The 25,558-nt window shown below is 39.7% G+C and carries 36 protein-coding genes; 2 read left to right on the top strand and 34 right to left on the bottom strand.

Features of this window, described 5'->3' with window-relative positions; translation table 11 throughout:
• Window position 1 precedes the first annotated feature (1 nt).
• Window positions 2-316 (top strand): DMT family transporter, encoded by a 315-nt coding sequence (locus tag MHZ92_RS00790; protein ID WP_239430054.1) that lies wholly within the window; start codon window positions 2-4, stop codon window positions 314-316.
• A 64-nt stretch (window positions 317-380) separates the two neighbouring features.
• Here the strand turns inward: MHZ92_RS00790 and MHZ92_RS00785 are convergent, their stop codons facing one another.
• The 27 genes from MHZ92_RS00785 to MHZ92_RS00655 all read right to left on the bottom strand — a co-directional run bounded on the left by MHZ92_RS00785 (window position 381) and on the right by MHZ92_RS00655 (window position 19,693).
• A complete protein-coding gene (locus MHZ92_RS00785) occupies window positions 381-3,551 on the bottom strand; it encodes an ATP-binding cassette domain-containing protein (protein WP_239429588.1) in 3,171 nt (1,056 codons plus the stop codon).
• A gap of 218 nt (window positions 3,552-3,769) precedes the next feature.
• Window positions 3,770-4,009 carry a hypothetical protein gene (locus MHZ92_RS21535; protein ID WP_239430081.1) on the bottom strand — a complete coding sequence of 80 codons (240 nt, stop codon included), beginning with the start codon at window positions 4,007-4,009 and terminating at the stop codon, window positions 3,770-3,772.
• 111 nt (window positions 4,010-4,120) lie between these two features.
• On the bottom strand, window positions 4,121-4,537 hold the full coding sequence (locus MHZ92_RS21530; RefSeq protein ID WP_370644525.1) for a S41 family peptidase: 417 nt from the start codon (window positions 4,535-4,537) through the stop codon (window positions 4,121-4,123).
• A 7-nt stretch (window positions 4,538-4,544) separates the two neighbouring features.
• Entirely contained in the window at window positions 4,545-4,823 is a 279-nt protein-coding gene (locus MHZ92_RS00770; protein ID WP_239429587.1) for a hypothetical protein, read from the bottom strand.
• 17 nt (window positions 4,824-4,840) lie between these two features.
• A complete protein-coding gene (locus MHZ92_RS00765; RefSeq protein WP_239429586.1) occupies window positions 4,841-5,638 on the bottom strand; it encodes a protein phosphatase 2C domain-containing protein in 798 nt (265 codons plus the stop codon).
• The gene (locus MHZ92_RS00760) at window positions 5,628-6,077 is read right to left on the bottom strand and encodes an HIT family protein (protein WP_239429585.1); all 450 of its coding nucleotides are present in this window, start codon (window positions 6,075-6,077) and stop codon (window positions 5,628-5,630) included. Before MHZ92_RS00760 ends, MHZ92_RS00765 begins: the two co-directional genes overlap by 11 nt.
• A gap of 21 nt (window positions 6,078-6,098) precedes the next feature.
• The gene (locus MHZ92_RS00755) at window positions 6,099-7,130 is read right to left on the bottom strand and encodes a serine hydrolase domain-containing protein (RefSeq protein ID WP_239429584.1); all 1,032 of its coding nucleotides are present in this window, start codon (window positions 7,128-7,130) and stop codon (window positions 6,099-6,101) included.
• A 45-nt stretch (window positions 7,131-7,175) separates the two neighbouring features.
• The gene (locus tag MHZ92_RS00750; RefSeq protein WP_239429583.1) at window positions 7,176-7,517 is read right to left on the bottom strand and encodes a cupin domain-containing protein; all 342 of its coding nucleotides are present in this window, start codon (window positions 7,515-7,517) and stop codon (window positions 7,176-7,178) included.
• Window positions 7,495-7,974 (bottom strand): NUDIX hydrolase, encoded by a 480-nt coding sequence (locus MHZ92_RS00745; protein ID WP_239429582.1) that lies wholly within the window; start codon window positions 7,972-7,974, stop codon window positions 7,495-7,497. The genes MHZ92_RS00750 and MHZ92_RS00745 overlap by 23 nt, the downstream gene beginning before the upstream one ends.
• Window positions 7,975-7,997: 23 nt before the next feature.
• Window positions 7,998-8,408 carry a VOC family protein gene (locus MHZ92_RS00740; protein WP_239429581.1) on the bottom strand — a complete coding sequence of 137 codons (411 nt, stop codon included), beginning with the start codon at window positions 8,406-8,408 and terminating at the stop codon, window positions 7,998-8,000.
• 12 nt (window positions 8,409-8,420) lie between these two features.
• The gene (locus MHZ92_RS00735; RefSeq protein ID WP_239429580.1) at window positions 8,421-8,861 is read right to left on the bottom strand and encodes an ASCH domain-containing protein; all 441 of its coding nucleotides are present in this window, start codon (window positions 8,859-8,861) and stop codon (window positions 8,421-8,423) included.
• Window positions 8,862-8,873: 12 nt separating this feature from the next.
• Entirely contained in the window at window positions 8,874-9,713 is an 840-nt protein-coding gene (locus MHZ92_RS00730) for a nucleotidyltransferase domain-containing protein (RefSeq protein ID WP_239429579.1), read from the bottom strand.
• Between the two features lie 24 nt (window positions 9,714-9,737).
• Entirely contained in the window at window positions 9,738-10,187 is a 450-nt protein-coding gene (locus MHZ92_RS00725; RefSeq protein WP_239429578.1) for an SRPBCC family protein, read from the bottom strand.
• A complete protein-coding gene (locus tag MHZ92_RS00720; protein ID WP_239429577.1) occupies window positions 10,184-10,687 on the bottom strand; it encodes an NUDIX hydrolase in 504 nt (167 codons plus the stop codon). Before MHZ92_RS00720 ends, MHZ92_RS00725 begins: the two co-directional genes overlap by 4 nt.
• A 17-nt stretch (window positions 10,688-10,704) precedes the next feature.
• Window positions 10,705-11,835 (bottom strand): DNA polymerase III subunit beta, encoded by a 1,131-nt coding sequence (dnaN, locus tag MHZ92_RS00715; protein ID WP_239429576.1) that lies wholly within the window; start codon window positions 11,833-11,835, stop codon window positions 10,705-10,707.
• Window positions 11,836-11,846: 11 nt separating this feature from the next.
• On the bottom strand, window positions 11,847-12,815 hold the full coding sequence (locus MHZ92_RS00710) for an alpha/beta fold hydrolase (RefSeq protein ID WP_239429575.1): 969 nt from the start codon (window positions 12,813-12,815) through the stop codon (window positions 11,847-11,849).
• A 75-nt stretch (window positions 12,816-12,890) separates the two neighbouring features.
• Entirely contained in the window at window positions 12,891-13,448 is a 558-nt protein-coding gene (locus tag MHZ92_RS00705; protein WP_255723303.1) for a nucleotidyltransferase family protein, read from the bottom strand.
• Complete coding sequence (locus tag MHZ92_RS00700; RefSeq protein WP_239429574.1) at window positions 13,445-14,338, bottom strand: GNAT family N-acetyltransferase; 894 nt, start codon at window positions 14,336-14,338, stop codon at window positions 13,445-13,447. Before MHZ92_RS00700 ends, MHZ92_RS00705 begins: the two co-directional genes overlap by 4 nt.
• Before the next feature lie 9 nt (window positions 14,339-14,347).
• Window positions 14,348-15,226 (bottom strand): hypothetical protein, encoded by an 879-nt coding sequence (locus MHZ92_RS00695; RefSeq protein ID WP_239429573.1) that lies wholly within the window; start codon window positions 15,224-15,226, stop codon window positions 14,348-14,350.
• A complete protein-coding gene (locus MHZ92_RS00690; RefSeq protein WP_239429572.1) occupies window positions 15,204-15,518 on the bottom strand; it encodes a DUF2087 domain-containing protein in 315 nt (104 codons plus the stop codon). Before MHZ92_RS00690 ends, MHZ92_RS00695 begins: the two co-directional genes overlap by 23 nt.
• Window positions 15,519-15,540: 22 nt before the next feature.
• Complete coding sequence (locus MHZ92_RS00685; RefSeq protein ID WP_239429571.1) at window positions 15,541-16,020, bottom strand: tetratricopeptide repeat protein; 480 nt, start codon at window positions 16,018-16,020, stop codon at window positions 15,541-15,543.
• Window positions 16,013-16,573, bottom strand: a complete 561-nt coding sequence (locus MHZ92_RS00680) for a DUF402 domain-containing protein (protein WP_239429570.1) — start codon at window positions 16,571-16,573, stop codon at window positions 16,013-16,015. The genes MHZ92_RS00685 and MHZ92_RS00680 overlap by 8 nt, the downstream gene beginning before the upstream one ends.
• Window positions 16,574-16,592: 19 nt before the next feature.
• Window positions 16,593-17,129: a short-chain dehydrogenase gene (locus MHZ92_RS00675; protein ID WP_239429569.1), complete on the bottom strand. Its 537-nt coding sequence runs from the start codon at window positions 17,127-17,129 to the stop codon at window positions 16,593-16,595.
• On the bottom strand, window positions 17,126-17,683 hold the full coding sequence (locus tag MHZ92_RS00670) for an NUDIX hydrolase (protein ID WP_239429568.1): 558 nt from the start codon (window positions 17,681-17,683) through the stop codon (window positions 17,126-17,128). Before MHZ92_RS00670 ends, MHZ92_RS00675 begins: the two co-directional genes overlap by 4 nt.
• 14 nt (window positions 17,684-17,697) lie before the next feature.
• Window positions 17,698-18,456, bottom strand: a complete 759-nt coding sequence (locus tag MHZ92_RS00665) for an alpha/beta fold hydrolase (protein WP_239429567.1) — start codon at window positions 18,454-18,456, stop codon at window positions 17,698-17,700.
• 20 nt (window positions 18,457-18,476) lie between these two features.
• On the bottom strand, window positions 18,477-18,920 hold the full coding sequence (locus MHZ92_RS00660) for a GNAT family N-acetyltransferase (protein WP_239429566.1): 444 nt from the start codon (window positions 18,918-18,920) through the stop codon (window positions 18,477-18,479).
• A gap of 122 nt (window positions 18,921-19,042) precedes the next feature.
• A complete protein-coding gene (locus MHZ92_RS00655; RefSeq protein WP_239429565.1) occupies window positions 19,043-19,693 on the bottom strand; it encodes an SIMPL domain-containing protein in 651 nt (216 codons plus the stop codon).
• A gap of 96 nt (window positions 19,694-19,789) precedes the next feature.
• Here MHZ92_RS00655 and MHZ92_RS00650 point away from each other — a divergent pair, with 96 nt between their 5' ends.
• Window positions 19,790-19,987 carry a hypothetical protein gene (locus MHZ92_RS00650; RefSeq protein WP_239429564.1) on the top strand — a complete coding sequence of 66 codons (198 nt, stop codon included), beginning with the start codon at window positions 19,790-19,792 and terminating at the stop codon, window positions 19,985-19,987.
• Window positions 19,988-20,038: 51 nt separating this feature from the next.
• Here the strand turns inward: MHZ92_RS00650 and MHZ92_RS00645 are convergent, their stop codons facing one another.
• The 7 genes from MHZ92_RS00645 to MHZ92_RS00615 form a co-directional block, all read right to left on the bottom strand.
• Window positions 20,039-20,761 carry an amino acid ABC transporter ATP-binding protein gene (locus tag MHZ92_RS00645; RefSeq protein WP_239429563.1) on the bottom strand — a complete coding sequence of 241 codons (723 nt, stop codon included), beginning with the start codon at window positions 20,759-20,761 and terminating at the stop codon, window positions 20,039-20,041.
• Complete coding sequence (locus tag MHZ92_RS00640) at window positions 20,761-21,465, bottom strand: amino acid ABC transporter permease (RefSeq protein ID WP_239429562.1); 705 nt, start codon at window positions 21,463-21,465, stop codon at window positions 20,761-20,763. The genes MHZ92_RS00645 and MHZ92_RS00640 overlap by 1 nt, the downstream gene beginning before the upstream one ends.
• Before the next feature lie 72 nt (window positions 21,466-21,537).
• Complete coding sequence (locus MHZ92_RS00635; RefSeq protein ID WP_239429561.1) at window positions 21,538-22,335, bottom strand: basic amino acid ABC transporter substrate-binding protein; 798 nt, start codon at window positions 22,333-22,335, stop codon at window positions 21,538-21,540.
• Window positions 22,336-22,516: 181 nt separating this feature from the next.
• Window positions 22,517-23,452, bottom strand: a complete 936-nt coding sequence (gene cyoE, locus MHZ92_RS00630; RefSeq protein WP_239429560.1) for a heme o synthase — start codon at window positions 23,450-23,452, stop codon at window positions 22,517-22,519.
• A gap of 161 nt (window positions 23,453-23,613) precedes the next feature.
• Entirely contained in the window at window positions 23,614-23,847 is a 234-nt protein-coding gene (locus MHZ92_RS00625; protein ID WP_239429559.1) for a hypothetical protein, read from the bottom strand.
• A gap of 113 nt (window positions 23,848-23,960) precedes the next feature.
• Window positions 23,961-24,617, bottom strand: a complete 657-nt coding sequence (locus tag MHZ92_RS00620; protein WP_239429558.1) for a hypothetical protein — start codon at window positions 24,615-24,617, stop codon at window positions 23,961-23,963.
• Window positions 24,618-24,651: 34 nt separating this feature from the next.
• Entirely contained in the window at window positions 24,652-25,545 is an 894-nt protein-coding gene (locus MHZ92_RS00615) for an ATP-binding cassette domain-containing protein (protein WP_239429557.1), read from the bottom strand.
• Window positions 25,546-25,558: the final 13 nt, after the last annotated feature.

The raw sequence follows: 25,558 nt of genomic DNA, 5'->3' as shown, positions 1-25,558 counted from the left end.
GATGGCATGGATTGCTTTAATCTTAGCTGGCTTATGTGAAATGTTTGGTGTTGCGATGATTAATAAATTGCATAAGGACCGTAATTGGCAATCACTCGCTATATTGATTGCCGGATTTGGAGCAAGTTTTATCTTTCTTGCCTATTCAATGAAAACACTCCCGATGGGTACAGCTTACGCAATCTGGACAGGAATTGGTGCATCTGGAGGAGCGATTTTAGGAATGGTTTTCTATGGAGAGTCCAAAGACTGGAAAAGACTTGTTTTTATCGGGATGGTGTTAGGAGCTGCAGTAGGTCTAAAACTTGTCTCGTAAATCAATTGAAAATATAAGCCTAATTACTTTCTCACTCGCAAGAAAGTAATTAGGCTTTATGTCATTATCTATTTCGCTCCAGGCACTCATAAAGCGCCATCATATCCCGTTTATTTAACTCGCGGATACGATTGAAAATCAGAATGTCTGCAACCTCTTCTGTATATAAGTCTTTTTCAACAGCATCTCTTACTGTTCCAGTGAGCCAAGTTTGCACGTTGATACCTTCAACAATTTCCTTCAGACCTTCCTCACTGACGCCTGTCGCATGACACATTACACATGGAATGGTTAATTTATGAACGCCATCATGAAGATTATCTTCTGAAATCACTTTCTTACCTTTACAGAATGGACATGGGTCGCCCTTTCTAACTTTATTAATAAGGGTAACAAGTTTTTTATAACCAAATGCTTCATACACATACGTCAATTTTTTATATTTTCCATTTGTGAAATACTTATCGATAATTGTTTCTCTTGTTTCATGAATGTTTGCGAAATCACAGATCGTCACTTTGTTATTGGTGCATATTGACTCAACATTGTCTTTAATCAGATCCCAAAATGGCAAGGCATTTTGTAATACCATTTCATAACCGGTGAAGCTTGCCTGCTCCAATTCAAACAACTTTAGGGTGACTTGTGTTTCCCTAGGCAGCAACGAGACATCATCTGTCAACATCATATCGCCGCCTACGATCGATTTCAGTTTGACGAGTACGGGCAAGTCTCCAACAATTTTCAATACTTCATCTACCGGCAGTTTGATCAATTCACGAATATCTTTGTCTCCAAAAAGAAGCGGCTTTTGATGGTTTAACACCGTACCTTGACAAATAGGGCATTCAATCATTTCTTTGGAAGCTTTCATTTCCTCTTTTATGACTGATTTAGAGATAAACATATACATACCGACAATTGAATTAAAGCCTACCCACGTTCTCCGGGCTTTGCCTTCCTTATCATAAAATGATTTCTCATAATATCCGTACCAAAACGTATGCTTTTCTTCATCAGACAACTCATTATAGCTTTTCGTCAAGTCATGACCCAACTCATTTTTTATTTCTTCAAAAAGAAATTCCAACTTCTCATATTTATAGTATTTTAATACTTCCATTACATCTGGATGAAGCAAACCATCCCAGAAAGGGACATTCTTATCTTGAATGACAACATCTCTATCAAACACTTCAATCTCGAGTCGTCCTGAGCAGGAGGGACAATGATTGTCCTTATTATAGAAATCGAAGCTTCTCGTGTCTTTATTTGTCGGATGCTCCGCCACAATATGGTTAATCACTCCACCTAACTCATAGAGAAAACTATATTGGCTATACAAATGTCTTTCTAGGTCAATGGCAATGACTGGAGCAATTTGTTCCGACTCGTATTCACCGTAAATCAACCGGGCCATTGATGACAAGCTTTTTAAAATACCGCCTTTATAGATGTTTTCCGCATTCTTAAAATAGGCGATATGATTTTCTGTTAAATAGGAAATGCCATATTGCTGTTTCAGCATGGAAGAAATATGTGATGGCTGTTTGATAGCTTCCTTGCTTTTATTCTTGTAGTAGTCGTGATGACTATCAATGTCTAGATGTGTGACAGGCTCACTCTTTCTCTTCCCGAAATCGACAATGTAATCGGAGCTCTCTATCATATACTCATTATGTTCGATCATTATGACTGAAACGGTTTCATCTTGAAGAATCAGCCTCACACTATCGATGAATTGGTTTAAAATATTTTGGGATAATCCTTTTGATGGTTCGTCAAATATAAACAGCGTATGTGGATTTCTTGAGTTCGCAAACAGCTCCGAAACTAAATGGACACATTGAAATTCTCCAGTCGACAGAGTTTGTGTCTTTCTTTCCAACGTTAAATAACCGAGTCCTAGCTTGATCAATAAGCTCAAACGTTTATGAGCAATGTCTTCCTTCGGTAATTCATCAATAATATCTTCAATTGAACGTTCAAATATATCATCAATCTCGTTGCTGTATTTGTTAAGTTTCTGTTTAATGTCAAGAAACGTTGCAACAGTTGACCTGCTCGTAATTGATTGGTTTCGATCCTGCCCAACCATGACCAATTTATCTTTGGGATATCGCTTTACAAAATCTTTGGCTACACATTCATTGATAAGCGTGGATTTTCCGCAGCCAGATTCACCCGTAACAGTTACAAGTCTATTTTTCGGAATTTCAAATTCAACCATTTGAATATTACGGCAGTATAGATCTTTAAATAGATAGGTTTCTGTTGGCTTTTCCTCATTTCGTTCCTGAAACACAGGTTGTGGACGTGGTGATTCCTCTACAATTTTCCCGCCGTATTTACCACTGCCAGGTCCAAAGAATAATTGCTCATCCGTTATATCGAGCACTGTGTCAGAATGGTCGATGAGCCAAATTTGATTTTTATAGCCTAATTGCTTGATCTGTTCTAAGATTTTCAATAATGTTTGGCGATCAAGACCGACTGATATTTCATCAATAATAATAACGGTATTTTCACTAGCTGCCATGAATTCCGCCAAGTAAAGGCGTGTCAATTCTCCGCCCGACAATGTACCCATGATTCGATTCAATGTTAAGTAACCGATATTCATATTGATAATATTTTGGAGGATCAGCCGTTTCGCTTCACTAAGATGTAGTTCTTCAGCTAGTAAGAGAATTGTTTCAACGCTCAAGTTGTTAATATCGAAAATCGCATGTGGTTGATCAAACAAGTCAATTGTATATTGCATAACTTCATTGTTATAACGTTTACCACCACATGTTTTGCATTCGACATTACTGTTACTACCGCGCCCTTTACATTTTGGACACCAGCCTAATTCATTGTTGAATGAAAACACTTCTGGAGAAAGATTATACTTGTCTGCAAGACATGCACGAATTTCTGTAAAAACACCTGTATGCGTGCCAATGGTAGAACGTGGATTCGAAGAAATGGATGACCTGCCGAGGAAAAGTACTAAAGGCATCTCTTCCATTTTGATTGCACTGAAATTGGTCTCCATAATGTTTGGGAATAAATACTGATATTCAGCCTTTGGCAATAACGATACGAGGCGCTTCTTTGATTCTTCGCCGATCGTCTGACAAAAAGTTGTTTTTCCAGAACCGGATAACCCGGCAATTCCTAACGATTTATCTTCTGGAAGTGCTGCATCTAATCGGTTAATATTGTTCGCGATTAATTGTTTTATTTTCATTGTGGCATCTTCTCCAATCTCTCACCTTAGTATTGCCAAGTTAGTAAAACTTCATCACAAAACTTGTTAACTAAATCCTTTGTTCCATGAAAAATGACGCTTTCCGTGTTTCGAAAAGCGTCTTTACTAGATTTGCTGTGGAGCGTTCATTTTACTTTTCCTCTAACAATTGCAAGTTGTTCGGACTTATTTATCCGACTATCTTCGAATTGATCAAATCATTTAACAATCATCTGATTTAGTAAATCTTCTAGATCTAAACCCTCAACACTAAGATCTAACTCAAGTTCATCCTTAAGTCGACTCCATCTGTTCTCCATTATATCAGTATCAGGACTCTCTTCCAATAATTTCTTGAGAATCATATATTGGGCTACATGTAAAGCGTGTTCTTCTGGTACTTCTATATGCGGAGTCACACCTGTTCCTTCCCAATTGTCATTCGTTATAGGGTTCACAGCTCTGCCAATAGGTATGTTGATACTAAAATGATCATTGATTCTCTGGAATCCTCCTGGATGCGCACCGCTACTCGTCCTTTCACCAACTATAGTAGCCCGCTTAAGCGTTTAAAGAGTGTACGCAAAGTCTTCTGCTTCAGAAAAGGTTCGATTACTCGTTAAAATGAATACATCCTTCTCATGAAGAGAAGGACCTTGAATATGTGAGTTCGTCCAAACTTGCTCTATCCGATTATCTTTTCTCCAATGAAAATTACTCAAGTGCACTTGCTCCTTGAATAAATAACTCGAAATGAGAGCAATCATACTCGCATAGCCACCTGTATTGTCTCGCAAGTCAAAGATTATACCGCTCGTATCTGCTAAGAAATTGAGTGATGCGACAGCTACATCGCCAGCAATTTCCGTTTCAAAGAACTTAACTGTTTTATGATAGCCGATATTTCCAGGTAATCTCTCCACTTTATCAAAACCATAATTATGCAAACGTAAAAGTTTATTTCTATATTCGGCTTCTTTTTTCATATCTACTTCACTTTGTCCCGCTGACTTTTTCTAGAAATTTCAATCCAAGATGCTTATCCTTACTACTATCTTGTAAGTCTTTCGTTATTGTTAGCGCAAATTGAGTAGGGTCAAGTATTTCTGCATATTCTCCATTATTTAATTTGCTAAGAATTATTTGATATACCTTCTCTGCAACGTCAGGAAAAATATAAGATTCTTTTATCAGCGCGAGCATTCTTATTACAACTTCCCGCTGTTGCTCCTCGTTAAAGACATATTGGATACCATTGGGATATTCTATCATTACAGTTCTCCTTAGGATTATTTATTTTCAATAAAATCGCTTGGAATACTGCCTTGTTTCGAAATTTCAACTGCCCATGCAATCATTGTCGTACTGTCCCTTACATTGTTCTTTTCAATTTCATTCAGAAGCAAGGAAAAGGCGACTTCTAGTTGTTCAGCGTTAAAGATATTCGCTAAGTCGATTGGATTGGAAAAGGGTTCCCCCGGGCATTCCAGCAAGCCGTCTGTTGTCATGAATATGCGATTGACCCCTTTCCTTAATTCCCGAACGCCTGACGAAAAGCAAGGAACTGTTTTATCAAACGTATTCACTCGGCCAATCCACTCATAAAACTGCCTTTGATTCAATTGAAATTGACCAAGGGCGATTAAATCCGGATGGAAAACGTAAACGACACAATCCCCGACGGAAAACCACCAAAGGTAGTTTTCTTTTCGAATACAGATCAGACAAGCAGTCTCTCCTTTGACCTTCTTGCATTGCTCAAGAAATTTATCACTTTGGAAGATAGAAAGAAGCTTTTCCTGCACATCGTGAAATCCCGGATTGGCTATCATCCTAATAAGTTCTTGTTCGTACACTTCTAAAGTTTGGATGACAAGTTCGGCACTTTCAGCACCGTAATGCGCGTCTAAAATCGCGGCAAACTCCCAACCCTCTCCTATCCAAACCAAGCAGCCATCCTCATTCTTATACTGACCGGCGGAAGAATTACCCCCAAACCGTCCAATGGTTACACGATCTACCGACTGAATGTCTTTTTCGTCAATAAAATTCTTTTCACTTCCAACCCATGAAAACTTATTGCGCATCGTTGTTCTCCAAATATGACCGTACTCGTTCACAAAGCTCGACGACTTCACGATTCCCCCCAATTGGAGCGTCGGACCATTCACGGACTGACATCGGTCCCCAATATTGTTCAGGTGTTCCCGGGTAACGCGGCACGATATGCATATGCAAATGAGGTACTGAGTTTCCAGAAACAAGTGAGTAAATATGCTCAGCCCCCTCGGTAACCATGAGCGCCTTGCTCACGCGTGCCATGATCCTTCCAAATGCAGCCGCTTCTTCTTGATTCAAATCTCCAAGTGTCGGTGCATGCCTTTTCAGATCAATCATCAGATGTCCTAAATAACCTGGCTTTCCATTGTTATCAATATGACCCACGTAGACAAAATCATCTTCATAGATTGAAACGCCATCTGTTTGAAGCTCACCCCGATGTTTCTTGCAAATAAAACATTCCATTTCTTATCCCCCTCGTACTAGTTATATTGTTTCAGTCAACTTCAATTCTTCTTCAATCCCATGCATTACATTAAATGCACCGGCGGATTCATTGGAACAGACAACGAGACGGATATCTGTCGCTGGATAATAGGCGGAATGAAAACTGACACCTGGATCGTATCCCATTACATGATATTTAACTACACTATCGTCATGCATCTCAATCCATACGCCATATCCATAATAATCGCCATCCTCTTCTTTGGCATGTGCGGTCAGCAATTGATCGGTAAGCGTTTTATTTACTAATTGATAATTTACAAGTGCGTCCCATAGCTTAGCCATGTCATTTGCGGTCACAAAAGCTCCACCATCAGATCCGCCCTGGACAGGTATTGAATAAGCATTCGTTTTCCATGTACCATCTTCGGTGTCAATATAACCAATCGCTGTTTTTCCAGGAAGTGAATCAAGCGCAAAATAGCCAGAATCGGTCATATCTGCTTTTGCAAAAACCTTCTGCTGAATATATTCTTTAAAAACAAGACCGCTAGCTTTTTCAACAATCAAACCAAGCAGAATAAACCCTGCATTATTATAATGAAAACGTTCGCCCGGTTTAAATTTCATCTGCTCATTTTGAAATAATGGCAAGAAGTCCTCTAGACGACGTAAATGATACATAGGATTCTTAATCCATAATTCCTCGAAGTCGTCCATGACTTCCTCGTCAAAATAATCAGGTACACCAGATGTGTGAGTAAGTAAATGGTGAACCGTAATATGTTCGTCGAAATGCAGAAAGTCGAACGGAAGATACTTTGTCACTTTTGTATCAAAAGATATTTTCCCCTCGCCCACAAGCTGACAAATCGCAATAGCCGTAAATAGTTTGCAGCCTGACGCAATTCCAAAACGCGTTCCTGCTTCGTTTTTCAATTGTTCAGCACGATTTGCATAACCGTAACTAGCATCTGCATAGGTCTCTTTTTTATCTCTCACCAAAACTGTGCCCGAGAATTGTATTTCATTTTGTATATGTTCGATTCGGGCCAATAAGTTATTTTTCATTATCTATAATCTCCAAATCTACTTTTTGATTTTATTGATATCGCTTCAAAACGCACCAATATCCAATCCTTCAGATTCAATGACAACCGCTTTCATACCCTTGTCTGTTGTCGTTACATGACCTTCGCCTTTTTCCCATAAGACGACATCCCCTACTGTGACCTTCACCTTTTCTTCCTCGCCTACTCGGACCCAACCTTCACCTTCTAGGATGATGAGCACTTGCGGAACTGTCGCTTCGTGATAACCTACGAGTCCATTTTCCTTCAAATCCATAATGCCAACGTGAGATGGTTGTTTTGTCATCAATATCTTCCTCATGATAAAATCTGAGCGATATTGAGAAATGTGTTTCCCCGCGATTTCATCCAAGCGAATAATTTTCAATCTTCATCCCCCTCTTATGGATATATTCCTGTATAATTGGAAATTCCGGGGGATTTAAATTACTCGGCAGATCGTCAATCGAAAAGAATTGTAAAGATAAAACCTCATTTTGATCCTCCTGTAATTCTCCCTCATAATCTTCACAAACAAAAGTGGCAATGACGTTAAAAACTTCATCACCATGGGGATATTGATAATAATATTGCTCACCGGAGAAAATATTTAAAAAGGTTAGTTGATTGGCTACTAAATTGCATTCTTCATATAACTCTCGCTTCGCCACCTCTTGTAGGGATTCACCAGGCTCCATAGACCCTCCGGGCAACCCCCAGCAGTTATTATCTGCCCGTAGTTGTAAGAGCAATCGATTCTCTGAATCTACGACTATTACATTCGCACCGACCATTATGATTGGACGAGTTCCAATCAATTCCCTCAATTCGCTAATATACCCCATGCCCCACGTTCCCCCTTGATTTTTCAGTCATTTTCTTTCTTAAACGATGGGCTCAATTCGCTCCACACATCGAATTTATTTCCATCCAGATCTTTAAAAACGAAGTTAATTCCTGAATGTCCTCTATGTTCGATTTCACCGACATTAATCTCATGTTCGATAAAATCCTGATGTAACTTCCTTAATGCCTCCTGACCGTCCACTTCAAAAGTAAGTGAAAATCGTTCAGTTCCATTCACATCGTAAAAATTAGCCGTTTCATTTTCTTTCGCTTTTACAAGAAAGAAACTTTGATCTGCCAAGTTCAAGATAGCCTTGTCTTGATCCTGATAATTTAATTGTGCGTCCAGCTTATCCACGTACCACTGAGCTGCTTGCTCAACATTGCTTACAGGTATATACGTAGTGCCAACCCTCAAAAGTTTTGTACTCATCACTTGTCCCTCTCATTTTTTCACGTCAATCAATGTAAACCTTTCACAAACGAGGAGCATGTCCTCAGAAAATTCAATTCCACGTGGCAATAATTCTGATCTGAAGTAACGGTCATGAATCTCTTTCCATTCTTCATAGGACCCTTCACCTTCTGCCAACGCAAACTCCTCCGTTACTTCATTCATAGGGACAATCGACACAGCAGTTGTCTTAATGATGGCAACGGGTTCTTCTTTACTGTTCAGAATGATACTATAATCTTCTGTTGTCGGGAGCGGTTCATTTTCCAATTCATACAGCACATGAGCTGAACATGTTGCTGTCTTCTTTTCCTCAATGACCAACTGTGCAAGCTCGTCAGGTGTATCACCAAACATCCAAGCGCTTACTGAAGCTGGACGTTCTTTGTCACCCCAATAATTCTCCCAGTAACTCTTTGCTGCTTGATTCATTCAAATATCCTCCTATAAAACCATTTCAATAATCTTCCGACACTTCTCTTCGTCTGAATCCATTTCAAGTTCGTCACTCAAGACTTTATTTACCCGATAAAATTCGGGAACAATTTTCTTTACTGTTGTCATGATGTCATGTTGATTTCTTCCACAATCCCAACTTGCCAAATCAGCTAACTGCCCCTTATCCAATTGACTACGGTCACCTTCAATTTTCGACCATACTCCATAGGAACTGTTCAAATGGCGCCCCATCTCCATATACCAACCGTAGGCAATCAACCATCTAACCCGGTCTAGATTTGATATTGCATAGTAAAATTCTTCTCTCATAGCGGCACGATATGTTTCATGAACAAATGCTAAAACCTTCCCACGCCAACGTTCAACCTCTTGTTTCGTTGGCTTGTACACGATTTTTTCCGATTTCTCAAATCGCTTTGTAATGACCCCTTTTTTGTCGAAATAAATCTTCAGTCCTTGCAACCAAATGGAAGGTTGATAATCATCCGCAGCTTGATACCAAGAGTCCACTTTTACAAAACAATCATAATGAGTCACGATGACAGGTGAAGTAGGTGAAGATTCCTCAAAAAACAAGACATTTCCCCATTTCTCCGCCCGCGAACGTTTTTCCTCAATATATTTCGTCTTCATATGAGGAGCCACAATTACGTGCAGATCGATATCCGAGTACCTATCAAAATCACCTCTCGCAAGTGACCCACCTTCAAAAATTGCTTCAACATATGGATCATCAGCTAAATCTTGTAATGCGTTTTTTAATAATTTTTCACGTTGAACTGGTAATTGTAAATCTCTTTCCCTATGCCTAGATTCAAATCCCACACATCATATGTCATCTCCTTTTTGTTAGTTTTCTTCTTCCGCAACCCTTTTCACTCGCTCAACAAATTCGACAACTACTTTATCATTTGCAAATAACAAGAATAATTTGACGAACCACTTAAGTGGTTTATTTGTAGTTGTATAAATGAATCGTGTTTTTGCATCATTTATTCGGGATAGTTTATATCCAGCCGTGATCTCAAACATCCCACCAAGCGTGAAGCCAACTTTCATCTTTTTTTCATTTGGCGTATCTAAAAAGTCCAGTGTTTCGACCTCGTACTCCATGACTCGCTTGCCTTCTTTATACTTCTGCAAATAGATACTTCCGACCTTTTCTTCTGTAATGGTGACAGGTTCATTTGAAACGACTTGCGGCATAATCTTTTGCATGTCCTCCAATGTTCCATTTAAGTACTTCCAAACGTGTTCAATTGGTGCATCAATTTCAATTTCATTCGTCCACTGCTTCATACATAAATCCCCTTTTCTCGAATACTAGTAACCGTAGCTAAAGAGGAATAATACTTCAATAGAAATTCATCCAATATTTCCTTATGACTTCTAACGATATTTTCAGGCAACTCATGGGGATGAAAGTATTTAAATGTAATGGATTCAGCTTGATCGACCACTAAATCCCCCTTTGCATATTCCGCATAATAAGCAGTTGTCACAACATAGAATTCATCACCATTTGCAGCTCGAATGAAATATTCGGATCCAGAGTACACATTGATCAATGTCAGTTCATCCACTTGCAGCTGCGTCTCCTCATATAGTTCGCGCCTCGCTACATCTTCCGTGGATTCCCCTAATTCCATTAACCCACCGGGAATTCCCCAAGCACCTTCCGGAAATTTCCGTTGTTGCAACAATAGCCTTCCCTCTTCATCAACAACGACTACGACCGAGCCGACGAATATCAATGGCCGATGTCCAACTAGCTTCCTCAATTCTTCAATATATCCCATGTCTAAACCTCCTCTATTTATGTTCGAAGTGGTGAAATCAATTGCACATAAGAGTCATCATTTTCCGGCCTAATAACAGCCGGTTTCATCACACCACAAAAACTGATGGTCACCTGTTCTTCCCGTATCCCTTTTAACGCTTCAAGTAAAAGTCGACCATCGAAGGTCATATCGATAGTGGTTACCCCTTCCACCCTGATTACTCTTTGTAGTTCTTCGATCATTCCGATTCCTGCTGAATTTGTTGTTATCTTTAAATTGCTATTATCAATCATCGCCAAGTGTACATTATTATGCTTCCATTCTTCGGAAAAAACACAAGCCCGTTCAATCCCTGCTATCAATGCTTTGGTATTCATCGTAATCTTCGTCACAAAGTCGGTTGGAATTAATGATTGGGTATACGGGTAATTCCCTTCAATTAATACGGAATACAAAATTGTATTTTCTGTTGAAAATACAATCATATTATTCGCAATTGAAATATGTACTGATGCGTGGCTGACTTCCTTTAAATGTAATAGCTCCGTCAAGCTTTTACTTGGGACAATGACTGCATGAGCCCCTCCTGGGAAATTGATTTGTATCTCTCTAGACGATAGCCGATGGGAGTCGGTTGCGGTACAAGTTAATTTATTTCTTTCAAACTCCATCTTCACACCAGTAAGCACCGGCTTTGTTTCATTTTTGGAGACAGCGAATATTGTTTGTTTGATCACGTCTTTCAATGAGGTCAAATCTACCTCAACTGAATGCAAAATTTTAATTTCTGGTAGTTTTGGATAGTCAACCGCGGCTAAGCCATTCATCCTCGTTACAATACTACCCGACTTGATGATGACCAATTGCATATCGTCTGATGATATTTCAATGTCATCAGGTAGTTTTTTTAGAAGGTTCATAAAATGCTTTGCCAATACAACAACGCTTCCACCTTCTTGTACTTCAACGACTGTTTCCCCTTTTATTTGTAAGGGGATTTTCTTTTCAATGAATAGTTCTGAGTTGCCGCCAGTTAGAACTATGCCATCTTTGTTTGCTTCGATCTTTATTCCTGACAGGATCGGGAGCAGACTTTTACTCGAACATATCTTATGCAATTCAGAAACAATCGCTGTAAATAATGAGTTTTTTATAGTAAATTTCATGGAAATGCTCCTTATATATACTCGGGTGATAGCGTTTTAGTAGATTGAGTGTAAATATCATCAACATAATCCATAACTAATTTTGGATGAAGTTCAGGTATCATATGTCCTACATTAGGGATAAGGGTATATGTTGCATGGGGAATATCTCTTTTTAACCGTTGTGCTTGTTCAATTGTGCCAAATGGATCCTTCTCTCCAACAACAATTTTGATTGGTGTTTTAATTTCTTTATATTTTTCACTTAACTGTTTCGAAGTTCCAGGGAAGGCAAGAACATCTTCGCGATTGGCTTTAAAATGTCTCGGACGAAAACCTATAGCAAATACCTCTTCTTTATAGCCTTCAGGTGGAAGTTCAGGCGTGAAAGTTGCCTTTACCATTGAGTTCGATATTCTTTTACCTAAGGGTGTTTTTAGTAATGTCTTTACCATTAAATCCCCCAAAATAGGAGTAGTGATCATTTTAGAAAGAGGGTCGCCATTTTCTGCTGGATAGCCTTCTTTGTACTTGGCAGGTCCTAACAATACAATCCCAGCCACTTCATTGGGGAATTGTAAAGCATAGGAAAGGGTCATGGTGCCACTCCAAGAATGTCCAACTAGAATAATAGGTTTATCGACACCCAGCTGTTTTATTGCTGAATGAATAATTTTTGCTTGATCAATAGGGGTAACTTCCACATGTCTAGGTCTATCACTATATCCATAACCAGGTCTGTCAAACGCTAAGGCATGATATCCTTGTTTCGCAGCTAACTGAACAACCTCTTTAAAATCACTGCTAGAAAGAATGCCCCCATGAAGAAACACAATTGGATTGCCAGATCCTTCGGATATATAGTGTAATGAACAATTATCAACCGTTACGAATTCCCCATTAGGCGGATATAACTCCTCTGCCTTTTTAACTTGTGACTTGTTATAAGTGTATAAACCCCCGATAACCACTAATAGAAGCACCAATAGAACAAGGACCATTCCCATACCCCTTTTCCAAATTATTGGATCTTTATAGTGAATTTAATGAAAGATAATCCGGTAATTGTTCTCTCCCTATAACTTCACCTTATGCCATACTGACTTCCAATTCTTCTTGCTAACGCGTTGATGATAATATTGCATCCGCTCTTTTGTTTCACTAAAGTAAGGCGTTGGTCTTATGTGGAAGTTGATGACATCTTCAATTCCATACGGAGCAGTCAACACGATCTTTCCGTCTTCATCGAGTTTCACGCCTAATGCAGTAGCTGTTTCAGGAAATTTGGCTATTGCTTCAGTGGATGACGAATAGGGACGATCATTGTTCACAGTATGCATTCTTGCCTGATTTTTTACAGACCAGGGAATAGTAGGCTGAATCTGCTTTAGTTTATTTTCATACCTTTTTTCTATCTCTTCATCTACGTTGGATGGATCAAAATAAATCACATCGATATCCGGTAAAGGTGTTCTTTCGTTGAACTCATGAAGCATATCCCAAATTTTCGATCGCACGAAGCCCGCGCACACCCACCAATCCGGTAAATATAAAGACTGTGCACTCCTTAAAATATCCATCATCCACTCATCTTCGGAAATTAAATGGATGACATCCTGCTTGCTATGAATCATAATAAGACTTCCTTTTTGTCAATTTCATAATGAATAAGCTTATGCTTCACTTTAAATCCAACAGCTTGATATAGTTTAATTGCACCCTCATCTTTGTTATTAACACTTAACGTTATCTCTTCTATTTCCTCATAAGCGAATAATTTGTTCACGGCAAAAGTCAGTAACTTTTTGCCAATGCCTTGTTTACGGAATTGTTCAGATACCGCAATGTATTCAATCGAGCCATCTCCATGTAGGGGGTCAGCTTCAATATAGACATAGCCAGTCAGCTCGTTATCACTAGTGGAAATGAACAACTGATTCTCTTCACTTAATCTCTTAAGAATCGTTTTCGCGCTATAATAAGTTGAAGGAAATTCATGTCCATGCAATTCCGCAAATCCATTTTGATAAGTAGAGTTGTACTCTTTTATTTGTTCAATCACAACTTCGTTCCATTCACTCTTTTTGGCTACTAAAACGGTATGGAAACCTTTGAGTTGTCCACCATGCGAATTAGCAAATTCTCTTGCAAACAGGTTGTCGAGATTAAAGAAAAAACTATACTGATCCACTTGCGGTGCTGAAAGAGCAGTAACTTTCTCCCATAGTTCATTGCCGAGACTCGTATGTAAATATGCTTCACTCACAAAAGGACCCCAGACTTCCGCACTTCTGTCTTCCAAATTGATATCCAATCCAATAGCAGCTGCAATGTCTTCATTTTTATAGGCAACGATAAAAGATTTTTCTAACGCTAGATCAGAAAATTCATTTGTCAACGTATCGTATATTTCCTCTTTTGATTCCCCGCAATAACCGATATGCTGGTACGTCTCTTTATTCATTTTCGCTAGAAATGCAGCCAAATCGCTATAACTTCTCGGTGCTTCTATTACAATGTTCATCTCTTTTCCTCATTTCAAATATGCATATAATGTCTCTGCCACTTCATACTTCAATGATTCGCAAATATGAAGGGAGTATGGACATGTTGAATCTACTTCTTTCTCGATAAATGAAATGCCTTGCTTTACCGCATCTTCTATTTGCCTATGGATCAACCTATCCAAATCGGTTATTCGTGCGAGGTCATTCACACCTATCCAACCCAACTCCCAACTTTTCTCATCGGATTCATACAGTAGACTAAAGGCAGTAATCTCCAGACCATCTACTATGACATAGCTATGTTCGTCCATCAGACCGTCCAATGCAGCATCTTTCCAGCTCTCAATCGGTAAATTTGCAACTGGGTTGTCTGTATGTGTTTCTGTATACGTCTTCTTACAAAGCTGAACGAAGCAATCCATTCTTGCCTTGTTATCTCGTATCTGTCTAATTGATAAAATCCGTTCATCCCGTTCTGTTTTTCCAACTGACTGTGTTGGATCAATATGTATGATCGCCGTTTTTCTAATCATCTTGAACTTGTTTCGAGCTAACATTTCCTTTAATTGATTAAATCTGTCGTCTAGCAGGAAAAACAATGGTTGATCGTATGTACTTTTCAGTTCGGAAATTATGGATTGAAGTGCTTGTTCATCGACTGCATCCAAGTTATAGGCAAGTCGGACATATATACAATGCGGATGCCAATATGATTTATGAGTGGATGCGAGGACTAGAATTTCTTTTTCATTGCAGACCATAATAATATCTTTATGGAGCTTGCTAAAAATACTTCTGCATATCTCTGTCTTCAAATCACTATTCTCCGAAAATACTTTATCGGTAAAATTGGTTACTATGCTCAAGTCATTCTCCTTACTTTTATCCAATTTCCTTATGTTCAATCCAATACTCCTTCCCATCATCACTGCGATTCATGAAGCCATAATCGATGAAAAAACGACGAATGGTTGCAAAATCAGGATGTATTTCTTTTAGGATCGCGTTGACCTCTTTTTCTAAATACACTTTCCCTACTTCAAATCGCTTTATTATTTCTTGGGCAATGATATACTTCCTTTTATCCTTGCTAGGAAACGTGTCAAGCGGACCATCTAATCCCTTTCTGAAATAACTTTTCAACACTTTCTCTCTTTCCATTTCTGTAACTTGAAATCTTTCTTCCAACTCAATCATTCCTTTGCATTTCTTGTACTTATTACCATGTCTTGTCCAACTTATCTGCATAGAATCCAATTGCTCTCTTATAAGATGTAATGTCCGGATCGTTAGAAGTTTGGACAAGGCAAGTGAGGAGAATCTCCATCGCCTTTATATGTTCCTCCAAGTTATATAACGTCATGGCATAGAACGTTTTCAACGCATTGTTTTCGGGGAAACGTACAAGCCCTCTTTCGAAGATAGCCTTCGACTTTTGATAGCTACCTAACGCCCGGTATGTGCTTCCAAGGCCAATGTAAGCACCTAACGCATCTTCGTCATTCAACCCTATTTGAAGTGCTTTTTCATAGTAAGGGACGGCTTCCGCTTCCTTTCCTAAAACATCAAAACTCCATGCACATTGATAATTAATCACGGCATCGTCCGGGTTGTTTTTTGCTAAGTCCTTGAGAATTTCATTTGACTCATGGAGTTTTCCATCACCACGTAACTTGATAGCTTTCGCTAGTTCAATCATGTTCCAACACCCCCAGGTCTTCTTTCAGCATTTGTAAATGCTGTTTGGTCAATGTAAGAAGGTCAAAACTGTTGTTTGCTAACCTCATTTTAATTCGATTAAACTCCGACCAAGCAAGTGCAAACTCATCGTCTGTTATTAATTGGGTGTGATGTGCTACTTCTATTTCATCAAGATCTTTCTCAATAACTTCCCCAGTAGGCAACACAATCAAATCTAAAAACAAATCATCCATCCACGGCCCGTTCGTATGACAATAGCCATTCTCTCTACATATATCGATATACCATTGAACAATATGGTTAGATGAATCAAATACGGTCGTCACTGAGAAATGCTTTTCATCCGGAAAATGCTGCAGCCAGCTGTACCCCTTATCAGCAATGCAAACTGACCTTCCGTTATATGTCATATAGAGAGCCTCTGACACATCGTCCATTTGAAGCATCGTTACATATCCTTTAAATTGTGTTGATGAAATATATTTTTCTGCGTTTCTTCTTTTCACAATCCGTTTCCAATCATATCGACTGCCATATTTGCGTTTCAGCATTGTTGCAGCACTCTCCGTTCTACCTCGGTCTCTCACTGTATGGGTGGAGTTGACCAATGATCCTATCTTCCGTTTTATCGGCAATTTGTTGGATGACCCCACCAGCAATTTCCTCATGTGTCAACCATCTCGAATTTCCATTCTCTTTCACAAACCCAAGGAATACTTTTTCATATATACAATTAGCGGTAATTCGAATTTCCTCATCTTCAAAATACCGTCGACTTCCTTTGACATGAATGAGCCGGAACGACGTTGCTCGATCATTCATTTCGCAAATTTTTTCAAGCGCACGATAATTAGGCGTCCAGCTTACGATTAAATCAAAAGGACCTCGTTCTGCGATCGCTTTTCCTACTTCAGAAAAAAGCTCTTTCGAATAATAATTAACACTGACCGGAAAGATTGAATTCGGAGGACTATCTGCTTTCAATCGTTCAAACTTTGCAGCTGTTCGACCAATGACCGAAACAACATACCCTTCCTCCGCCAAAAACAGCGAAACACCCGCGAGCATACCTGTGCCGCCAATGACAAGTGCGTGATTCTTTTTCATTGTCCATCTCTGCCATTTCTCATGAGATCTTTCGCTAAATGATAGGCGTTCACAGTAAACAATTGCGTGATCTCCTTGTTGCGAATCATTTCTCCTATTTTTTCGAAAGGGAAATTTTTTACTTCCAAAACTTCGGTTTCATCCAATTGTTGTTCATACGCAAGATAAGCATCATTAATTAGAAAGGAGATTACCTTGTTTGTTTGTGTCGCAGGATTGACCATGAATTCGCCAAGTAAAATTGGTCTTTGATCTGAAATGTATCCAGTCTCTTCACGTACCTCACGAATGATGCCTTCTTCATATGTCTCCCCATCTTCAATTTTCCCAGCGGGTATTTCAAGATAATAATCGTTTCCAGGGTGGCGATATTGTTTAACAAGAACGATTTCTTCATCCTTTGTTAGCACAATTGCGTTGACCCAATCTGCATATTCATTTACATAGTAATCTTCAATAACTGTTCCATCGGACATTTTACATGTATCTTTTCGCAGATTACCGAACGGTGATTGGTACACATAATTACTGTTCAGTACTTCCCATTTCCCCAACTGCTTCCCCTCCATTACAATGAATATACTTTTTGATGTTCAATCCAATCTTGCAGCACTTTATTGAATAAATCCGGCTGAGCTACAGGAAAACCGTGACCGATATTAGGAACGAAAAGCGCCTCACAACGGTCATTGCCATCTACAATGCGCTGGACGGACTTCTTCACAAGTCCCTTTTCCTTGTCTCCAACTGTCACTAAAATCCGGGCTGTGCTTTCTGCAAAATTTTCCGGAAGTGTATAAGACATGTTTTCTTTTAGGATGTTGATTAATGTGGTTGGCTTTATTTTCAAACTATCTTCATAGTATTTCTCAAAATAATCGCCATCCATATATAGCTGCTTTGCCTGCGCCTTTGCGAACTTTTTATTTTTCGTCAGTGGATATGTCATCTTTATGGTCGGGGAGATGAATGGAATCATTGACATCATCGGAATGACAACTGCGCTGTTGATCATCGCGGATTTGATGAGGTTTGGTGCAAGACTTATGATTTCTAAACAAATTTGAGCCCCTATTGAAAAGCCGATAATATGTATGTCCTTCTCATTTTTCTTTTGCTGAATCAACTCAATCACTTCAATTGCGTTTCCCCTTATGGAAAAATCGGTCTCCTCACTTCTATCGCCATGGCCTTGAAGGGTGGGAATCAGCACATGATAATTTTTAAAATAGTCCACTTGCTGATTCCACATCCATCCTCCAACTCCACCCCCATGTAAAAAAACGAGGATAGGTTCTTCCTGATTTCCGTATTCTAAGATGTACATTTTTATATTCACTCCGTATCTTATAACTTCATAATATGTGTAGTTTCAGAAGCTGTATCATCGAATAAAAAACCGCAAGCACGATAAAATGCATCCGCCTTTGCTGAATCTGTTCGTACAGTGATTTGGTTGAAATGTTTTCTAGCATGATCAATAATCGCTTGTTGCAGTATTGTTCCAACGCCTTGGCGACGAACTTTATCCAACACGTAAAATCTACGAAGACGGCCAACACCGTCATGCTCAAATGGCGATTGGTTGATGCCTCCGATGGCGACAACCTCACCTTCTTTATCCACAACAGAAAATAATGCTTCTCCGGGTTTTGAAAATGTATTGGAGCCTTCCTTATATTCTTGAACGAGCCGAGAGACAAACCGGTAGCCTTCCTTCTCACTTTCTTGGAGCAACTTTGTGATATCACATGAATGCAAGTCTTCAACCCGTTCAACAGAGTAATCCATTTGCTCTCCCCCTTATTTAGTATCTTTTGTATATATTCAACAGTGGCAATTGAAAAACCTGCTAGTTCCCAATTTTCGTCTCAATAAAAAAAAGCCAGTTCGTTTCGGAATCTGGCATTTACTCAATATTCATATTGCACCCTCATCGTGGAGCGGATACTAATTTGCCCTCCTTCAATCGGTGTCGTGACACTTTCAAACGCTACCGCTTTCAGTAAAGGAATGGGCTGACCACCGTTCTCGACTTCAATGATTTTTACAGGTTGAGGATCGATTTGCAGGTTCAATGCATTAGCAATTGTACGAGCTTTCACTTGTGCGTTCTCTAAAGCTTTGACAATCGCCTCCTGTTTTGGTCGCTCAACATCTTCCACTGCAAATTGTATACTCGTAACCCGGTTTGCTCCATTCTTGACCGCTGTATCGATTACAGTTCCTACTTGTAGAATATCAGAAATCTTCACTGAGATTGAATTCGTCACTTCATATCCTCTAAATACTTGCTCACCATTTATAAAATCGTATCTAGGGAATATTGTGTAAGCTGCCGTTTGAATATTTTCTCTCGGAATGCCTAATTGATATAAAGACTGGAGGACATTGTTCATGATCCTCGCATTTTCTTGTTGCGCTTCACGAAGACGTTCACTAATCGTCTGAACCTCTAATTGGATCGTTGCGATGTCCGGTTCAACAAAAACTTCACCGTGACCCACTACTGTTATGGACCGGGATGCCCGCCCCACCTGCTGACGGATGTATGGATAGTACATAGTTCCCCTCCTATGCTGTTCATCTTTTATTATATGCATAGTTCGGTATGAAAATTAATACTGGAGGACTCGCTTTCGGCGCAGGGAGACCTCGTTTTGAACGCGGGAGGCATCACTTCGGGCGCGGGAGCTATCACTTCGGGCGCGGGAGGCATCACTTCGGGCGCGGGAGGTATCACTTCGGGCGCAGGAGGTATCACTTCGGGCGCGGGAGGTATCACTTCGAGCGCGGGAGGCATCACTTCGGGCGCGGGAGGCATTACCTCGGGCGCGAGCCATATTTATTACAAATAAAGACTGTCACAGAAAGTCGTTTTCAGACTTTCTGGACAGCCCTTCTGTTGACTATAAAATTTTACTGAAAAAAGCCTTCGTCCTTTCATGTTTTGGATTCGAAAAGATTTCTTCAGGTGTTCCTTCTTCGACTAATAATCCTTGGTCCATAAATAACACCCGATCTCCCATTTCCTTTGCGAATCCCATTTCATGAGTGACGACAACCATTGTCATCCCTTCGACGGCTAGTTGTTTCATGACATCCAATACTTCCTTCACCATTTCCGGATCCAATGCGGACGTCGGTTCATCGAATAACATAACTTTCGGCTTCATTGCAAGCGCCCTTGCGATTGCAACTCGCTGCATTTGCCCACCGGACAATTGTTCCGGATACGCATTCGCCTTATCGGAAAGTCCGACCTTTTCAAGAAGCTGCCGCGCCAACTCCTCCGCATCTCGTTGGCTCATTTTTCGAATCTTGATTGGTGCAATTGTAATATTATCGATGACACGCATGTGAGGAAACAGGTTGAATTGTTGGAAGACCATCCCGACTTCACGCCGGATTTCATTTATATCCGTCTTCGGGTCATTAATTTTTACCCCATCTATAAACACTTCGCCCGCAGTAATTTCTTCAAGTAGGTTGATACATCTCAGAAATGTACTCTTCCCCGATCCACTTGGACCAATGACACAGATGACTTCCTTCTCTTTAATGTCGTAGTTAATGCCCCTCAGCACATTCAATTGTCCGAACGATTTGTGTAAATTTCTTACTTTTATCATCACAATCTCACTCCCGGTTCCGAACGTCTCAATGACTTTCTAGGGGATGGCACGTAACTGTTGCTGAATCTGTTTTCTATATATGCGATGAGCTTCCCACAAATAAATGTCAAAATCAGATAAAGAATAGCGACAGTTAAATAAGGTTCCCAAAATCTAAAATAGGCTCCCGCGACTACTTTACCTGCATAAAGCAAATCTGTAGCTGCAATGACAGTAACAAGTGAAGAATCCTTTAACAAAGCAATCAATTCGTTGCCAAGGGGAGGGATCATTCTTCTGAATGCTTGTGGTAGAATGATCAATTTCATAGCAGTATTATGTGGCATGCCGAGCGAACGAGCCGCCTCCATTTGCCCTTTATCGAGCGATTGAATTCCGGCTCGAATAATTTCCGCGTTATAGGCTGCACTGTTGAGCATAAGCGCCAACGAACCCGATACAAAGAAACCTAAGGAATGCCCAAACATACTTGGGATCAACGCTGTATGAATCAATAGAATTTGCACTAATAACGGAGTTCCCCGGAAAAAATCAACATATATTTTTGCAGGGTAATGAATCCACTTTCGTTTCGATAGTTTACCGATCCCGACGACTAATCCTAAGATGAATCCCCCAATATAACCTACAGCCGTCAAACCGAGAGTGACCCATAGCCCCCGGATGAAAAGCTCCCTGTAGCTCCAAATGTTTTCGAACATATCAATGCGTAAACCTAAGAACTCCACAATTTTCACCTCCAAGATGTGTGCGTAGTTGCGTATAGTCAACAATTACTCCAAGTCTTGGTCGGTGATCTCTTTCAATTTTCCATTCGCTTTGATTTTTTCAATTCCCTCATTTAATAAATCTACAATTTCCTTATTCCCTTTTTTCACCATAAGTCCATAATATTCTTTCTCGAAGCTGTCATCCTCAATTGTTTTTAATTTGACGTTCGGATTTTGCGCCTGGTATTCAATGATAACCGCATTATCACCCACGGCTGCATCTGCATTACCATTAATCATTTCACTGATGGCAAGAGGCATTGTTTCAGGAGCGAGTATATTTTTGTTTGTCTTTCCTAAAAGACCTTCGACAACCTTATGTCCAGTTGTATTAATTTGGACCGCAACTCTTTTGTCTTTTAATTCTTCAAAGCTTTCAATATCAGAGTCTTCTAGTACGAGAATTAATTGGTTAGCAACAAAATACGGATTCGTGAAATCATATGATTCCTTTCTTTCATCTGTAATCGTTATTGAAGATACAGCAAAATCAATTTCTCCATTTTTAAGCGCAGGGAATAACGGCTCCCATCCATAGTTTTTGTATTCAACTTCAAAACCGGCAGCTTCCGCGATCGCATTGACGATATCTATATCGATACCGACAATATTCCCCTTTTCATCCATATACTCCATCGGTGCATATGTCGCGTCTGTTCCGACGATCAATTTCCTTTTCCCCTCTGTAGTTCCCCCATCCGAACTACTTGAATTTGTTGAGCTGGCCCCACATCCAATAAGCATAATGGATAGGCACGCCAATACTGCCCCTAGGAAATAACGCCTTAGTGATCTCTCCATAATGACTCCCCCTTTACCCTACTAATTTACTGAATAAATCGATACTTTAATTGATTATATACGAAAACGCTTACACTAACAACGAATATTGCAAATTAATGAGCAAAAGGGAAATTTCTATCAATCCAGTATAAAAAAACTCCGCTGTCGAATATCGACGAACGGAGTAATGATCTATTCTTTAGGCGAAGATTGGCAACGTGACCGCTACCATTAGTAAGAATAAAATCGCAATATAATTGACGGAGTAAATGAACATGATATATGCCCATCGATCGTCATCTTTCGTGAAAAATCCACGGATGGAAACAATCAAGAAGCCTAAATTCAAAATTGTTGCAAGCACGATGAATGTCATGCCCAATGTTCCTAAATAAAATGGCAATGGTAGTAGGCACGCAATGTAAACGAACATTTGTCGTTTCGTCATTTTGAATCCATGGACAACTGGTAGCATTGCTACATTAGCCGCTTTGTATTCATTGTACTTCCTCATCGCGATGGCAAACGTATGCGGCATTTGCCAAATGAACAAAATGATGAAGAGCATAATCGGAACGATATGCCATGTCGGCGCGATCGCTGCCCATCCAATCATCGGCGTCACGGCGCCTGAAACGCTGCCAATGACGGTGTTCAATGTGTATTTACGTTTTGTCCACATCGTATACATGATTACATACGTAAACCAACCGATGAAACCGTATATCGCCGCTTCTATCGTCGTAAACAGCAGTAAAACCATTCCGGCTACTGACAAAGAGATGCCAATTCCTAAAACAGTTTTCAATGATATATTGCCGGTTACGGTAGGCCGTTTTTGAGTCCTTTTCATAACCGTGTCGATATCGACATCGTACCAGTTGTTGAGGACGAGCGCACCGCCCATCAAAATTGTACTTCCAATAATCGTAAGCCAAAACAATTTGCTGTTCGCAAGTAATGATCCACCCGTGAAATAAAGGGCAAGCCAAAAGCCGACAAACACTGGCAATGCATTGGCTAAAAGTACAGGACCTTTAAATAGCAATTTTAAATCCGCAAGAAACGTAGTAGACTTTTCCTGATCTATGATTGCGCCATTTTCCTTGTATGAAATTTCAATGTCTTTCGTCATATTTCTCACCCTCCTTAGAGGTATTTCTGCAATGTTTCCTCCCTTTTATCATATCATTTCATTCTCGAATTTTTGCAGGTTTATCGTTTTTTCTTCGGAATTTCACCGGATTTTTGTTCAACTTCGACACAATTTATTCAAATGTCTAAGGACCCTGCTTATCAAGCCGCCATAACACCTATGAATAAGATAAACAAGAAAATGAGTACATAAAAAATGAAGACGATCGCGAGCATTCCAGCTGATACGATTAAATAAGCTTTTGCAAAAATGTTCCGTGGATCTTGTTTATCCGTAGCCCAAATGATTAACATAATAAGTCCAACAATCGGAATAAAGAGGAGGATTAACGTCAAAATCCAATCTTTCAATGTCATCTGTTTTTCTGTTTGCATACTTTTCACCCCCTACTACAGTAACGTATTGTCAAAAAAACATCTACAGTAACCTATATTCATATAAAAAACAGCGGATACACCCTTACCCGCTGTTTCATTTATATCCCAGTCTATTCAATCAATGGTTCGAATTTAACCATCGAAACCTTTGTTACACGCACTTTCTGCCCTTCTTTCAACTGCACTTGACTTTGGGAACCTGTCAATTCTCCTCCCATCAATTCAAATAGTTGAGGGTCTTTTCCTTCTTCTAAAATTTGTACAAAGCCATACCCATAGGGGATGCTTATTGTATAATTCCCCGGCTCAATGTCTAATCCGACATCCCATATGCCTGCAGTCAACTCTGTGGATAGCTCTGTCTTCACAGGTAAGATCGTTACTGTATTATAGCCACCGTCAAATACAATTGAGAACGATGAATCGATATCAGCGGTTAATGTAGGCATACCGACCTTCTCTCCTACGATTTCCCGAAAGAGCAAGTTATCATCTTCATCGTAAACATAAATATTCCCTGATGGATAACCAGTCAATGCATACCTTCCAGTCTCGAGAGTTACCTTTGCTCCTTTTTTTGTAGGCATCGGTCCGTACTTTCTTGTTGCTCCAGTATTACTCCGATCTACTGTCGTAAAAATGGCCGGATGAATCTTTCCGATGATTTCATCTCTTGTAGTTCCTGTAATTTCATAGTTGTCAGCATATACGCTTATCATTTCTGACTTCTTTCCTTGTAAATTATGACAACCTGACAAAAATAACATACAAATAAAAATTCCAATTAATATTCCCTTGGCATTAAACCGTTTTTCCATAATATTTTTCATAATACTCCACCGTCCCCAATGGCCCGATTGTCATTTCCTTATTATATTTAAGCATCCGGCCCATCCATTTTGATTGTTCCGACTCACTCATCCCACTTATAGGAATACATAACAAGTAATTGGCAATATACATATGGCCTGCTGGTAAATCTACTTCCGCTTGAAGCGTTTCATACTGTTCAACACTTACTTCCACTTTGAGGAATGTATCGTTATCACCCGTAAATTTTAGTTCATGTACAAACTTTCCATCTTTCAAGAAAAGAACTCTGTCTGCGTAAAGATCCAAGTTTCCTAACAAATGCGAAGCGACAAATATGAGCTTATCCTTCTTCATTTCCATTAAACACTCTGAAATGAGCGCGACATTCTCGACATCCAGGCCATTCATAACTTCATCCATCAGCATCATAGGCGTGTCGGCTGCCATCATCATCGCGAAGCATAACCGTTGCCGCATTCCTAATGAATACGTCCGAACTTTCCGTTTCACATAATGCCCCATACGAAGGCGCTCGATGATGGATGACACATGCTTCGTCGATCCTTTCCACATATTTGCATACAGTTTTAAATGATCGACGCCGGATAACTCCTCAAATAGGTCCTTTTGTTCCGGGAATGTCGCCAACATACGATGAATGTGCAATTCTTCTTTTTCATTCCGGTACGTATATTTTCCATCAAAAAACACATGTCCAGAATCAGGTTTCACAAAATTCGCCATTACATTGAACATCGTCGTCTTACCTGTTCCATTCGGCGCAGCAACACCGATAATTTCTCCTTTATTCGCTGTTAAATCCAAAGAATCCAACACGATTTTATCATTATAGGCAATAGATACATTCGATAATTTTAACATGATCTTTCCACAT

It is taken from the genome of Sporosarcina sp. ACRSL (assembly GCF_022346605.1).
In the GTDB taxonomy this organism is placed as follows: domain Bacteria; phylum Bacillota; class Bacilli; order Bacillales_A; family Planococcaceae; genus Sporosarcina.
This window is presented reverse-complemented; position numbering and strand designations above follow the sequence as displayed.